The following is a 12,310-nucleotide window of genomic DNA, read 5'->3' on the forward strand; positions in this document are numbered from 1 at the left end:
ATCGCAGCAATCAGCGCAAAAAAAACCGCCCGAGACGGGCGGTTGACGTGACGGCGAACCGTTACTTCAGGGCTTCCTGAATGGCGTCGGCCATCGGGCCGATGTGCTTTTCCGCCGCCTTCAGCTGGAAGTCCACGCCGTTGCCGTCGTTGGTATCCGACAGCGTGGCCTTGATCAGTTCCAGCGCCGCCTGCACCGCCACCAGCCGTTTGTGCTGTTCGTCCGTGACCGGTTCGGCGCCCATATTGGCCGGATAGTAATGTTCTAACATCGCGATCTCCTTTTGATGACGTTAACCTCTAACCTACCAGAAAACCGTGCATTTACTAAGGAAACCAGGCCGGGCGCGGCCGAGTGACGATAAATTGCACTATACTGGGCAAACACTCTCCCCTGTTACAGGATCATCGCCATGTCATTCCAGGGAAGCTGCCACTGCGGCGCCGTCACCTTTACCGTGGACGCCGAACTGCCGACCGAAGCCCTCAGCTGCAACTGTTCGATTTGCCGCCGCAAAGGGCTGCTGCTGTCGTTCTTCCCCATCAGCGCTTTCACGCTCAACAGCGGTCAGGACCAGCTCAGCACCTACACTTTCAATCACCACAGGATCCGCCATCAGTTCTGCCGAGTCTGCGGAGCCCAGCCCTTCGCCTACGGCACCGCGCCAGACGGCGCCGCGATGTGCGCCGTTAACCTGCGTTGCGTGCCGGACGTCGCGCTGGATGCGTTACAGATCCACAGCTACGACGGGGCCAGCGTCTGAGCGAATCGCTCGCTCAGTCGAAGGTGACCCAGCCGGCGTCGGTTTCGGCGGATTGCACGCAGCGCGCCACCCACTTCACGCCCAGCGCGCCGGCCTGCACGTCCGGGTACCAGAAGTCGGCCAGGAAGGCTGCGTCGCGCCGATCGGTGGCGTCCATCGCCAGCGCGAAGCGGCGGTAGAGATTCGACCAGGCTTCAAACAGCCCCTCCGCATGGCCGCCGCCGATGCGATCGTCCGCCAGCGCCGACGCGGCGAGATACGGCATGCCGCGCTCCAGGATCCGCACCGGCTCGCCCTGCACTTCGAAGCGCAGCTGATTGGGTTGTTCATCCCACCACTCCAGGCTGGCCTTTTCACCGACAATGCGCACCTTTTGGCCGTGCATCGAACCGCAGTTGACCGCCGAAGCCCACACGGAGCCGACGGCGCCGTTGTGATACTCCATCAGCACATAGGCATTGTCCTCCAACGGCGCGCGCGACGGCACAAAGCTTTGCCGGCTGCAGATCAGCCGCCGGATCTTCAACTGCGGCGCCATGGTTTCCGCCAGGAACAGCGTGTGGGTTGCCAGATCGCCCAGCACATAGCTGGGGCCGACAAAGCGCGGATCGACCCGCCAGCGAGTGCTGGGATTATCCTGCTCCACCGGCGCGGCGTGAAAGCCGTGGGCGAACTGCATATTCACCAGCCGAATTTCCCCCAGCCGGCCATCGGCAATCATCTGCCGGGCCTGCAAAATCATCTGGTGCCCGGCATAGCCGTAGGTCACGCCGATGACTTTGCGCTGCCGCTCGCACAGCGCCGCCAGCGCCTGCGCCTCTTCGACGCTGAAACACAGCGGCTTCTCGCATACCACGTGCAATCCCGCCTCCAGCGCCGCCCGGCAAATGGCGTAATGGGTGTTGTTCGGCGTGGCGATCGAGACCGCTTCGATGCCGTCCGCCCGCGCGGCTTCGGCGCGGAACATCTCGGCATAATCCGCATAACAGCGCTCCGCCGCCACGCCCAGACTCCGGCCAAAATCACGCCCGCGTTCGGCGTCAATGTCGAACGCGCCGGCCAACAGAGTAAACGCGCCGTCGCGCAAGGCCGCCGAACGGTGGATGTAACCGATCTGGCTGGTGCCACCGCCGCCGACCATGCCCCAGCGCAACGATCTCGCCAAAGGTTTGCTGCCGTTGATCATCGTGTTTCTCCTGATTAAAAGCCGAGGCCGCGCAAGTAGCGCAAGCTGGCGGCGACGTCCTGCAGGCTGCCCTGCACATTGCGCGGATCGCGCTCCTGCTCGATAGTGATCCAGCCCCGATATCCGCGCTCGGCCAACAGCGCACGCAGCTGCGGATAATCGATCGCCCCGCTGCCCAACGGGCACATGACGCCCTCGGCGCAGGCGGTGAAAAAATCGACGCCGCGCGCCAGCACCTCGCGGAACACCTGCGGATCGACGTCTTTGAAGTGCAGGTAATCAAGACGATCAAAGTGCTTGCGCAGCCAGGCAGCCGGGTCCAGCCCGGCGTAATACAGATGGCCGGTATCCAGGCACAATCCGGCGGTGTGATGCGGAATGTCCGCCGCCAACCGGTCGATTTCGTCGGCGAACTCGATGCAGCCGCCGGCGTGCGGATGCACCACCGGCCGCACACCGTATTCCCGCCAGGCCAGTTCGCTGATGCGCGTAATGTGCCCGACCATCCTCTGCCACTCCCCCTGCGACAAACGCGGCGCTAAATCTGAACGCCCGGCGAACCTGGCGCGTTGCGGATTGCCGAAATCGATAATCACCAAGAACGGCGGCGCGGCGCGATCGCCCTCGGTCGGCTCCGCCCTGGGCGCCCGCGAGAGGTTGCGGCATATCCGATGAGTCAGGGCCAGCAGGCGCTCAATGTTCGCCTCGCTGACCAGATCGTCAAAAATCGTGCCGGCCACCAGCGACAGGCGATGCTGCTCCAGCGCGGCACACAGCGCCTCGCTCTGCGTCGGCAGATAGCCCCACGGCCCCAGCTCGATGCTGCGGTAGCCGGCCGCCGACGCTTCTTGCAGAACCGTGGCATAGGGCGGCAAATGGGGGTTGTTCGGATCATCCACGCCCCAACTGCAGGGCGCATTGGCGATAGGCAAAGTCATGGCGACGGCTCCTTTTTTGCGGGGAATGCCGGCAGTATCAAACAAAAATTCCAAAATCATCAATAATGAAAATTTTATTTTTTGATAGAGATCGCGCTATTTTTGATAAATTATTTGATATTTTTTAATCAAATTCAGGCAGCACCTGGCTGCGCCCTGACCTCGGCGAACACCACTCAGCGGCCGTCAGAGGTTTTCTTTGGTGATCACATCGAAGCGATTAATGATGTGGCGTAATCCCGGTTGTTCATCGGCGGCGAGTAACGTCTCGACGATCGTGGCGGCCAATTCGGGAATGCGGTGGCACAGCAGCAGATCCACCGTGCCGTCGAGCAGCGCCATTTCACCGCCCTGCACCGGGCCGTGGCACACCAGCGTGATGTCGCGCTGCCGGCCGCTCTCTCGCAACGCCTGAATAATGCCCTCCACACCGCCGCTCGGCGCGTAAAGCGCCGCCAGTTCCGGGTGGTTCGCCAGCAGTTCACGCGTGACCCGGCGCGCCGTTTCCGCGTCCTCGAGGCTGCGCACCGGTTCCAGCACACGCTGGCCGCTCATCTGCTCACGCAGGTAGGAGCGAAAACCGATCTCGCAGGCTTCCTGGCAAGTAAAACGGTTGTCGCCGATGATCACGCCGACGTCGCCCTGACGCCGGCACAGACGATCCACCGCCCAGCCGGCGGTGCGGCCCGCTTTTTGATTATCCAGACCGATGTAGCCGGCGCGGCTGGGCACCGATAAATCCGACAGCAGCGCGAAAACGTTGATGCCCGCCTGGGCGGCTTCTTCTACGGCATAGTGGATCAGGGGGTGATCCAGCGCCAGCACGCCGATCGCTTCCACCTGGCGGCTCAATTGGCTAATGGCGGCGGCGGTGTCGCCGATGGCATTGAGAGAGTGGAAGATGAACTGCGGCGGCTGACCCGGCTCATGATACGGCGCCGCTTGCGCCATCAGTTCATCAGCCAGTTGCGCATAGAAAGAGTGTTCGCGCCGCAGCAGGATAAACCCCATTTTCAGGCGGCGCTCCGGCCTGCCCAGCACCGCCGACAGGCAGTGGGACTTCTCCAACGCGAACCCCAACTTTTTCGCCGCCTCAATCACCCGGCGCTGGGTGGCGGGCCGCACCGACGCGCGTTGGTTGATCACCCGATCGACGGTGGCGATGCCGACCCGCGCCTCTCTGGCGATGGCCGCCATGGTGGTTTTCTTGCCGCTCATGTTCATCTCCATCAACGATTTGATGGAAAAATATCATAGCCGTTGCCGCCCCTGATGTGACGCCGTTCGCGATTAACGGTAAACGGAGAACTTCTTGGTGAGCGGCTTAAGCTGCTCGGTGTCACCGTAGAGCGCCACCGCCACGAAATCCAGCTGCTCGTAGGGGGTATTGGCGGTGTCGGCGATCTGCTGCTCGGCGGAGTGCGACAGCATGGTGGTGGTGAAGAAGTTGGACAGCACGCCCTCCTCCTTGCATTTGAGGATCAGGTTGCTGAGCTGGCTGCTGTTTTTAGCCTGAAGGATGACGATCGGGTAGTGGCTCATGTTGGCGCTGACGCCGTCGAGACTGCTCGGATAGTGGTGAAACTCACGCTGTTCGATCAGATCGGTGATGCCCGCCGTCAGATGGCAGGAAGCGTTAAACAGCGTGGCCGGTTCGTGATTGCGGTTGAGGATGATATAAAACTTTTTCTCGTTGTCGCTGTACATACTCTTCTCCTTGAATAGGCAACCAGTTTTACCCAAGCTGCACAGGGTTTCAAGGCGCGAAAAGGGGCCGCGTCCGGCCCCGTGCTAACGCTGCCGGCTCAGACCGCGCCTTCACCCGGGCCGAGCGGCTGCGCCACCTGATGCAGCACGGTGATGTTCTGCAAAAGCGTGCCGCCGTCGATCGGTTTCATCTGACCGTCGCGGTCTTTATAGTGCGTCGGCTTGGCGCCATGGAAGAACAGCCCGGCGTTGACCTGTACGCCCAAATAGCCTGCGCTGGCCGGCAGGCGCTGCACGTCGGTCCAGGGGTTGGAAACCGGCACATACTGGAAGCCTTCGCTCGTCTTGGCGTACAGCGGGCGCAGCAGCGTGACAAAGGCCATCATCGGCGACAGCGCTTCTTTAAAGATCTGCACCGGCCGATCGACCGTCATCAAGAAACCCTGCGGCTGTTCCTCAACCGTGTCGAGGCTCAGGCTGCTGCTGATATCGTCACCCCGGCCGCCATAGCTCCATTCAATGGCCGGCGCCCCACTCTCGTTCATCATCTCTGACATACACTGCTCCTTATAAAATGAATTCAACACGCCTGCTGCGTGCCGGAACAGTAAACCGCTGCGGGGGGACCCGCGTCCACGCCGGGCGGCACGCTGGCGAACCAAACAACGAGGCGCGCAAAATAAAGCTCGAAATGAACAGTTTCCCCACGTGATAGCGCAGCATTTGAACGGCCTTTGCCGTAGCGCAGAGGCATAGTGATGGCGTTGCCGCCACCGGAGAGTGTTATGACCGCGATTAAACCGGACGCCATCGACCGCGTTCTCCCCGCCGCCACGCCCTGGCTGGCCGTCATCAACGTGCTGTTCGCCGGCATCGCGGCGGCGCTGCACGTGGGTAAGGCCACTATCGCGTTGCCGGCGCTGCAGGCCGAGTTTGGCCGTTCACTGGAGACGCTAAGCTGGGTCATTTCGGCCTTTCCTTTCGTCGGGGTGTTCGGCGGCATCGCCGCCGGACTGCTGGTGCGCCGCTGGGGCGATCGGCGCCTGCTGGCGTTCGGGCTGCTGATCATCAGCGCCGCCAGCTTCGCCGGCGCCACGCTGCACGACTTCAGCGGGTTGATTGTCAGCCGCTTTGTCGAAGGCCTCGGCTTCGTGATCGTGGTGGTCGCCTCGCCGGCGGTGCTGAACCGCATCGTCGCCCCGGCGCAGCGCAACCTGGTGTTCGGCATCTGGAGCACCTTCATGCCGGCGGGCATCGCCATTTCACTGTTTTTCGGCCCCCATCTCGCCGGTTGGCAACAGAGTTGGCAGGCCGGTGCGGCGTTGACGCTGCTGGCCGCCCTGCTGCTGCCGCTGACCACATCCCGCCGCGCCGCCGAGACGCACGTTCCGCCGTCGCCGCTGCGGCAAGCGCTGGGCGCGATGCTGCGGGCGCGCCAGCCGCTGTTGCTGGCGCTGATGTTCACCGCTTACAACCTGCAGTTTTTCTCGGTGATGACCTTTTTGCCGATCTTTCTGATGCAGCGCATCGGCCTGTCGCTCGCGGCCGCCGGCGGCATCAGCGCGGCGGCGGTGGCGGCCAACATCATCGGCAACCTCGCCGCCGGCGTGCTGCTGTCGCGCGGGCTGCCCGCCAGAACGCTGCTCGCCGCCACCAGCCTGTTGATCGGGGTCTTCGGCGTCGGCATTTTCCTGCCGATGACGCCCAACGGCCTGCTTATCCCGCTGTGCTTCCTGTTCTGCGCCATCGCCGGCATGCTGCCCGCCACCATTCTGGCCGCCACGCCGGCGGCGACGCCGGAACCGACGCTGCTGCCGCTGAGCCTCGGGCTGGTGATGCAGGGAAACTACCTCGGCCAGGTGATCGGCCCGGTCGCGCTGAGCGCCATCGTGGCCGCGGCCGGCTGGGCGGCCCCGGCGTGGCTGGTGCTCGCGGCGGCGGTGTCAGGAGCCGTATTGGCGCTGGCGGCTACGCTTCCGTCAGGAAATCGATGAATTTCCGCACCTTCAGCGGGACAAAGCGCGCATAAGGGTAAAGCAGGATGAAGGGGCGCGAGGCGCCGGCATAATCTTTCAAAACCTCGACCAGCGCCCCGTTGCTCAACTCTTGTTCGACGGTAAAGCGATACACCTGCATCAGTCCGGCGCCGCTTTTCACCAGCGTCAGCGTAGCGAGGTAATCTTCCTGGCAAAGCCAGCGTCCGGCAGTGTCCACTTTGCTATTTTCGCCCTGAATCTTAAACGTCCAGGCGGTTTTTCTGCCGGTGCTGGGCAACGCATACTGAATGCAATCGTGCCGGGCCAGATCCGCCGGCGTGAGCGGCGCAGGATGACGCTGCAAATAGCCCGGCGTCGCCACCACGATCAGTTCAGCCTCCTCCAATCGCCGCGATACCAGGCCGGAATCGTTCAGCTCGCTGCCGCGAATGGCGACGTCGAATTTATCTTCGGAGAAATCGATATTCTGATTGCTGACGTGCAGATTCAGCTTGAGATCGGGATAGCGATGCGCAAACTCGGGCAAACGCGGCAACAGCCTAAAATGCGCGTACAGCGTCGGTGCGCTGATGCTGAGCGTCCCCACCGGTTTGTCCCGTTCGCCGGAAATTCTCGCCTCGGCCTCCATCAGCTGGCTCAGCGCCCGGCGACATTCCAGGTAATAACGCTGTCCGGCATCCGTGACGCGCATCTGGCGTGTGGTGCGGATAAACAGCTTCGCCTGCAATCGCGTCTCCAGGCGCGCGACCGAGCGGCTGACCGCCGCAGGGGTTATCCCGGCGGCATTGGCCGCTGCGGTGAAACTGCCAGTTTCTACCGTCAGGCAAAACAGCTCGATACTGCCCACCTGAACGTCGTCAAAATGGCGTTGCATGTCTCTCCCCGCCGATTCATTACATCAGGTATAAATTAAAATTCTTTCCCTCTCATTTTTCAACCATCAGGTATGGATTACCGTTCACCTACGATCAATCACTATCCTGTCGAGGAGAGAAAATGAGCAAAGTAAAAACGGTCATCGTCACGGGCGCATCGAGCGGCTTGGGCTTCGCCATCGCGCAAGCCTACCTGGCGCGCGGCTATCAGGTTGTCGCAAACGCCCGTTCGCTTGAACGGCTGCAGGCGGCGGCGGACAAACTCGGCCGCCCGGCCAATCTGCTGCTGGCGCCGGGAGACATCGCGCTGCCGGAAACCGCCGAGCGGTTGTTCAGCCTGGCGATACAGACTTTTGGTCAGGTAGATATTCTCATCAATAACGCCGGCATATTTATCGCCAAGCCGATCGCCGACTATACGCCGGAGGAGGTCGACGCGATGGTGGCAACCAATCTGAAAGGCTTCTTCTACCCGGCGCAGGCCGCCGCCCGGCATATGCAGCAACGCGGCGCCGGCCACATCGTCGCCATCACCGCGTCGATCGCCATGCAGCCCAACAGCAAAGTGCCCGCCTTGCTGCCGGTGCTGATTAAAGGCGGCCTTAACCACGCCGTGCGCGAACTGGCATTGGAGTTAGCGCCGCACAACGTGATGGTCAACGCCGTGGCGCCCGGCATCATCGCCACGCCGATGCATCAAAATGATGAACAGAGCCTGACGCAGATGCGGCAACTGGCGCCAACCGGCCGCGTCGGCCAGCCGCAGGACATCGTCGATGCGGTGCTGTATCTGACCGACGCCAATTTCGTTACCGGCGCGGCGCTCGTGGTTGACGGCGGCGCCACCGCCGGGGTCTGGTGAAACCGGGGGAAAACGTCATGCCATACGTCAACATTAAAGTGACCGACGAAGGGGTCAGCGCCGCGCAAAAGCGCATGCTGATCGAGGGAGCCACCACGCTGCTGGAGCGGGTGCTGAATAAGCCACGCCACACCACTTTCGTGGTGATTGACGAGGTGGCCACCGACAACTGGGGCGTCGGCGGAGAGAGCGTCACCGCCCTGCGCGCCAAAGAACGAGGCGAATAACGGATGATTGATGCTGTGAGTCTCGTGTCGTAGGGTACAGCCGCTCATTATCGTTATCGGGCCTGCATGATGAGACCAAGCACGCTTAGCGCGAAGGATAAGGCCAGTGGTGATCAAGGCCCGATAATGACAAGGCGCCGGTAGTGGCAAGATAAACCAGCACGCCGGCGAAAGCGATCAGCAGCACCTTTTCGATAACGGCAAGTCGTTTGTGTTCAGTCATTTGCATACTCCTTCGTGATATCGGGCGAACGGCCGCCCTCCTAAAAACTAGGAAAGCCTGGCGCAGGCGGCAAGTGCGGCTCACAAAATGAAACACAATCGATAAATTTATTTAATTATTTAGCCCTCTTTCTTTTCTCTCGCCGCCGCCTGTTCACCGTGCGGCGCCCGCCTTGCCCTTAATAACCCTATGGAATACGCTACTAAAAATCCCCTACCGGTTAAGCAAAGGTGATGATAGTGTTGTTTTCATTCAGTTCATCTATGCTGAAAATTCATCTTTTGAGGGACGACTATGATGTCTAAAGGCATTTCCAAAGGATTCTTTATTCTGATCCTGTTCATCGTTACCGCCGCCTTTCTCGACGTGCTGGGGCCTTATTACTCCTCGGTGCTGTGGGCGGTTATTCTGGCGGTGATTTTCCATCCGGTGAAAAAGAAGTTGAAGCAGTACGTCGGCGAACGCAACGGCGTGGTGTCGCTGCTAACGGTGGCGCTGATCTGCCTGATCGTGTTCACGCCGTTGGCGATCATCGCCTCGTCGCTGGCGATGGAATTCAACGTGATCTACACCAAGCTGCAGACCAACAACAGCCAATTGCCGACCATGCTGGCGGACTTTATGCGCCACCTGCCCGGCTGGGCGCAGCGCTTCCTGGCGGAGCATAACCTCAACAGCGCCGCCGAGATCCAAAAGCAGCTTTCCGAGGTGGCGCTCAAGGGCGGGCAATATCTGGCGGGCAGCGTGTTCCTGATCGGCAAGGGCACCTTCAACTTCGTCGTCGGTTTCGGCGTGATGCTCTACCTGCTGTTCTTCCTGCTGAAAGACGGCCCCTATCTGGTGAACCTGGCGCTCGAAGCGCTGCCGCTCTCCCAGCACGTGAAACACCACCTGTTCGTGAAGTTCGCCGCCGTTTCCCGCGCCACCGTCAAGGGCACGGTGGTGGTCGCCGTGGTGCAAGGCGCGCTCGGCGGGCTGGCGTTTTACTTTACCGGCATCGACGGCAGCCTGCTGTGGGGCGCGCTGATGGCGTTCCTGTCGATCATCCCGGCCGTGGGCTCCGCCATCATCTGGGTGCCGGCGGTGATCTACTTCTTCGCCACCGGCATGCTGTGGAAAGGCATCTTCCTGGTGGTGTTCTTCGTGGTGGTGATCGGCCTGGTGGACAACATCCTGCGCCCGCTGCTGGTGGGCAAAGACACCAAAATGCCGGACTACCTGATCCTGATCTCCACCCTGGGCGGCATGGAGATTTACGGCATCAACGGCTTCGTCATCGGCCCCTTGATCGCCGCGCTGTTCATCGCCTGCTGGAACATCCTGTCCGGCCGCGACAGCGAGGATAACATCGAAGAGATCGACGAAGAGTTTATCGAGGAAGGCAAAAACCATCCCGACGCGCTGGAGTAAACCTCCCGCAGCGAATCACGCAGGGGCCCGTTTGGGCCCCTTTTTTTTGTCTGTGGTATCCTTGCCAGGCTCACAAGGAAGAACGGGTTTCGTTATGCTTATTTTCTACGCCACGCTGGCCATCGCCTTCACCCTGCTGTGCCTGCTGGCCTTTATCTCTTGCGCTTACCAGCTTTCGAAGCACGGCGACGTCAAATTTTTGGCCTCGCTTTCGGTGCTGATCTTCGCGCTGCTGGCCTTCTATGCCGCTTATGGCTACGTCAGCACCTGGCTGCAACAGCAGGCGGTCGATGTCCGGTTGTATTAGCGCAGCGGGATAAAAAAGACCTGCTCCGGATCGCCGTCATCGAGATTGTCAATCTGGCCGCTGGCGACAAATCCGGCGTTCAGCAGCAGCCGCTGCATCGGCAGGTTGGAACGATTGGTGGAAGTGAACAGCTTCGGGTTTCGGCAATGGGACTTCAATGCCGTAATCAACGCCTGCCCGACGCCCCGGCGGCGATAGCGCTCGCCGACCATCAGCATCTCGATAAAGCCGCAGCCGAAGAAATGATAGTGCAATACGCCATAGCCCATCACCACGTCCTGTTCCTTGGCAAGATAGCACTCCCCCTGCCCGCACCAGGCCCGGATCTGCGCCGCGCGCTGCGGTTCGTGTTCGGCGACGCTGTCGAGGGCGATCAGGGCTGCGACATCGCTGTCAGTGGCCTGGCGAACAAACATGTTTTAATCCTCATGCTGATGGATACGGCGACACCGCTTCAACGAAACGGCAACCGAAGCGGGATAACTTTTACATCCCCGCCGAATTTTGTAATCCTATTATAGAGTTACTAAAACACACGCCAAGGAAGGAAAGCTTTTCCCGATGAGAATACCGCAAATCTCCGCCGCCCTGCTGTTTACCCTGCTGCTGGCGGGCTGCCAGTTCCACAAGACCGTGTTCCCGCCGCCGTATATCGGCGCCCCGCAGGAGATCAGCACCTACGAAGTGAAAGGGCTGACGTTCGTCACCACCGTCACCTTCAGCGGCCTGTTCGCCGAAGATCTGGTGCGCGAATACGCACAGAAACATCACTATCGCTACTATGTGGCCACGATGCGCAGCAACGGTTTTAAAGATCGGAGCGAACGCGTGAGCGCGATGATGTATCGGTAAGAGCCCCGGCTCAGATTTGGCAAACCTGCATCAGGGCACAGTTTCAAACCCCCACTTCACTCGATGCCGTTGCAGGTATGCTCTGTTCTTTTCAGACAACCCGCTAATATTGGCGTCCAACGGGATCCTCAGCTCACATAGCAAACCGCTCATCGTCCGTGAATACAGCAAACGTCCGCCATCGGCAAAACTGATCATGCCTCGATCGAACAGCTTGTCCAGATTGGGGATTAACGGCAAACCATTGTGCGGATCCACTTTTTCTTCTGGGGTCGCAATCGACCAGGCAACGATGTGAGAGGCAATGAGAATGGACGGCTCCGCAATCCCCGTGACGGCGCACCGGTTTCCCCACCGCTTAAACATTTTATCGCGATAGGGACCATGCCCAATCCGCGCCTGAATCACCCTTTCTTGCTCACCACCGACCTCTCTGGTGATTTCGACGGTATCCGCATGGAAGTTGATAGAGAGATTTTCCGAGAGAAAACCGGCGATCAACGCGGCTGCCGGCGCGGGGATCTCGCACATATAGTTTTCGGTGCATCCGCCTTTCTTATTAAAAACGCGCGGAAGGCAAGCCTGGTTGTGCATGCGTGTGAACGCTTGATTAAAAAGGGAAACATCAATAGGTAGTTCAAGACGCGTCAGTTCCAAATCGACTTGGGTACCCGCAATATGCGGCGGTCCCGCGACCCGATGCTCAGGCCGCGGTGCAGAGTAAGCATCGCGTACCGCTGTCGCCACGCCGATGATCTTCCTACCCTTGTGGCAAAAAATCAGGTCACCCTCTTTGACTTTTTTGACCGTTTCCCACCCGGCAGGTTTAAACATGTTCCCAGTCTTATTTATTCCATATTGCGGCGCCCACAGGAATTCGCCCTTAAAAACTTCCGCGACGCTGCCACCAATGTTGCCCCAGAAAAAACGCATGGCCACTCTTTTATAATCAGGATTTTTAAG

17 protein-coding genes are annotated in these 12,310 nt (G+C 60.3%); 7 read left to right on the forward strand and 10 right to left on the reverse strand.

Annotated features, from left to right (window positions below; translation table 11 throughout):
* Nucleotides 1-61: 61 nt before the first annotated feature.
* Nucleotides 62-271, reverse strand: a complete 210-nt coding sequence (locus ACJ8KE_RS07890) for a hypothetical protein (RefSeq protein ID WP_004941260.1) — start codon at nucleotides 269-271, stop codon at nucleotides 62-64.
* Between the two features lie 141 nt (nucleotides 272-412).
* On the opposite strand from ACJ8KE_RS07890, the gene ACJ8KE_RS07895 reads away from it, so the two are divergent.
* Nucleotides 413-763, forward strand: a complete 351-nt coding sequence (locus tag ACJ8KE_RS07895) for a GFA family protein (protein WP_016928050.1) — start codon at nucleotides 413-415, stop codon at nucleotides 761-763.
* 13 nt (nucleotides 764-776) lie between these two features.
* Here the strand turns inward: ACJ8KE_RS07895 and ACJ8KE_RS07900 are convergent, their stop codons facing one another.
* The 5 genes from ACJ8KE_RS07900 to ACJ8KE_RS07920 form a co-directional block, all read right to left on the reverse strand.
* A complete protein-coding gene (locus ACJ8KE_RS07900) occupies nucleotides 777-1,949 on the reverse strand; it encodes a Gfo/Idh/MocA family protein (protein WP_097102289.1) in 1,173 nt (390 codons plus the stop codon).
* Nucleotides 1,950-1,963: 14 nt separating this feature from the next.
* The gene (locus tag ACJ8KE_RS07905; RefSeq protein ID WP_097102291.1) at nucleotides 1,964-2,887 is read right to left on the reverse strand and encodes a TIM barrel protein; all 924 of its coding nucleotides are present in this window, start codon (nucleotides 2,885-2,887) and stop codon (nucleotides 1,964-1,966) included.
* A 186-nt stretch (nucleotides 2,888-3,073) separates the two neighbouring features.
* The gene (locus ACJ8KE_RS07910) at nucleotides 3,074-4,105 is read right to left on the reverse strand and encodes a LacI family DNA-binding transcriptional regulator (protein WP_016928053.1); all 1,032 of its coding nucleotides are present in this window, start codon (nucleotides 4,103-4,105) and stop codon (nucleotides 3,074-3,076) included.
* A 72-nt stretch (nucleotides 4,106-4,177) separates the two neighbouring features.
* Entirely contained in the window at nucleotides 4,178-4,594 is a 417-nt protein-coding gene (locus ACJ8KE_RS07915; RefSeq protein ID WP_004941246.1) for a DUF2000 domain-containing protein, read from the reverse strand.
* Between the two features lie 98 nt (nucleotides 4,595-4,692).
* On the reverse strand, nucleotides 4,693-5,151 hold the full coding sequence (locus ACJ8KE_RS07920) for a hypothetical protein (protein ID WP_016928054.1): 459 nt from the start codon (nucleotides 5,149-5,151) through the stop codon (nucleotides 4,693-4,695).
* 228 nt (nucleotides 5,152-5,379) lie between these two features.
* On the opposite strand from ACJ8KE_RS07920, the gene ACJ8KE_RS07925 reads away from it, so the two are divergent.
* Nucleotides 5,380-6,588 carry an MFS transporter gene (locus tag ACJ8KE_RS07925; protein WP_442517204.1) on the forward strand — a complete coding sequence of 403 codons (1,209 nt, stop codon included), beginning with the start codon at nucleotides 5,380-5,382 and terminating at the stop codon, nucleotides 6,586-6,588.
* Here ACJ8KE_RS07925 and ACJ8KE_RS07930 read toward each other — a convergent pair.
* Nucleotides 6,563-7,465, reverse strand: coding sequence for a LysR family transcriptional regulator (locus ACJ8KE_RS07930; protein WP_033640587.1), 903 nt, complete (start codon nucleotides 7,463-7,465; stop codon nucleotides 6,563-6,565). The two genes, ACJ8KE_RS07925 and ACJ8KE_RS07930, sit on opposite strands and share 26 nt — an antisense overlap.
* A gap of 122 nt (nucleotides 7,466-7,587) precedes the next feature.
* Between ACJ8KE_RS07930 and ACJ8KE_RS07935 the strand changes: the two genes are divergently transcribed.
* Both ACJ8KE_RS07935 and ACJ8KE_RS07940 read left to right on the forward strand, forming a co-directional pair.
* Entirely contained in the window at nucleotides 7,588-8,328 is a 741-nt protein-coding gene (locus ACJ8KE_RS07935) for an SDR family NAD(P)-dependent oxidoreductase (protein WP_442517205.1), read from the forward strand.
* Between the two features lie 17 nt (nucleotides 8,329-8,345).
* Nucleotides 8,346-8,555, forward strand: coding sequence for a tautomerase family protein (locus tag ACJ8KE_RS07940; RefSeq protein ID WP_033633277.1), 210 nt, complete (start codon nucleotides 8,346-8,348; stop codon nucleotides 8,553-8,555).
* Nucleotides 8,556-8,640: 85 nt separating this feature from the next.
* On the opposite strand, the gene ACJ8KE_RS07945 is transcribed toward ACJ8KE_RS07940, so the two are convergent.
* The gene (locus ACJ8KE_RS07945) at nucleotides 8,641-8,778 is read right to left on the reverse strand and encodes a hypothetical protein (RefSeq protein ID WP_170913118.1); all 138 of its coding nucleotides are present in this window, start codon (nucleotides 8,776-8,778) and stop codon (nucleotides 8,641-8,643) included.
* 294 nt (nucleotides 8,779-9,072) lie between these two features.
* Between ACJ8KE_RS07945 and ACJ8KE_RS07950 the strand changes: the two genes are divergently transcribed.
* Nucleotides 9,073-10,188, forward strand: a complete 1,116-nt coding sequence (locus tag ACJ8KE_RS07950) for an AI-2E family transporter (RefSeq protein WP_234214190.1) — start codon at nucleotides 9,073-9,075, stop codon at nucleotides 10,186-10,188.
* Between the two features lie 94 nt (nucleotides 10,189-10,282).
* On the forward strand, nucleotides 10,283-10,495 hold the full coding sequence (locus ACJ8KE_RS07955; RefSeq protein WP_004941224.1) for a hypothetical protein: 213 nt from the start codon (nucleotides 10,283-10,285) through the stop codon (nucleotides 10,493-10,495).
* Here ACJ8KE_RS07955 and ACJ8KE_RS07960 read toward each other — a convergent pair.
* Nucleotides 10,492-10,911: a GNAT family N-acetyltransferase gene (locus tag ACJ8KE_RS07960; protein ID WP_016928058.1), complete on the reverse strand. Its 420-nt coding sequence runs from the start codon at nucleotides 10,909-10,911 to the stop codon at nucleotides 10,492-10,494. The genes ACJ8KE_RS07955 and ACJ8KE_RS07960 overlap by 4 nt on opposite strands.
* Nucleotides 10,912-11,056: 145 nt before the next feature.
* Here ACJ8KE_RS07960 and ACJ8KE_RS07965 point away from each other — a divergent pair, with 145 nt between their 5' ends.
* Entirely contained in the window at nucleotides 11,057-11,347 is a 291-nt protein-coding gene (locus ACJ8KE_RS07965; RefSeq protein ID WP_442517206.1) for a hypothetical protein, read from the forward strand.
* Between the two features lie 30 nt (nucleotides 11,348-11,377).
* On the opposite strand, the gene ACJ8KE_RS07970 is transcribed toward ACJ8KE_RS07965, so the two are convergent.
* Nucleotides 11,378-12,280: an HNH endonuclease gene (locus tag ACJ8KE_RS07970; RefSeq protein ID WP_016928060.1), complete on the reverse strand. Its 903-nt coding sequence runs from the start codon at nucleotides 12,278-12,280 to the stop codon at nucleotides 11,378-11,380.
* Between the last annotated feature and the right edge of the window lie 30 nt (nucleotides 12,281-12,310).

Source organism: Serratia sp. CY56464 (assembly GCF_052168435.1).
Classification (GTDB): Bacteria; Pseudomonadota; Gammaproteobacteria; order Enterobacterales; family Enterobacteriaceae; genus Serratia; species Serratia marcescens.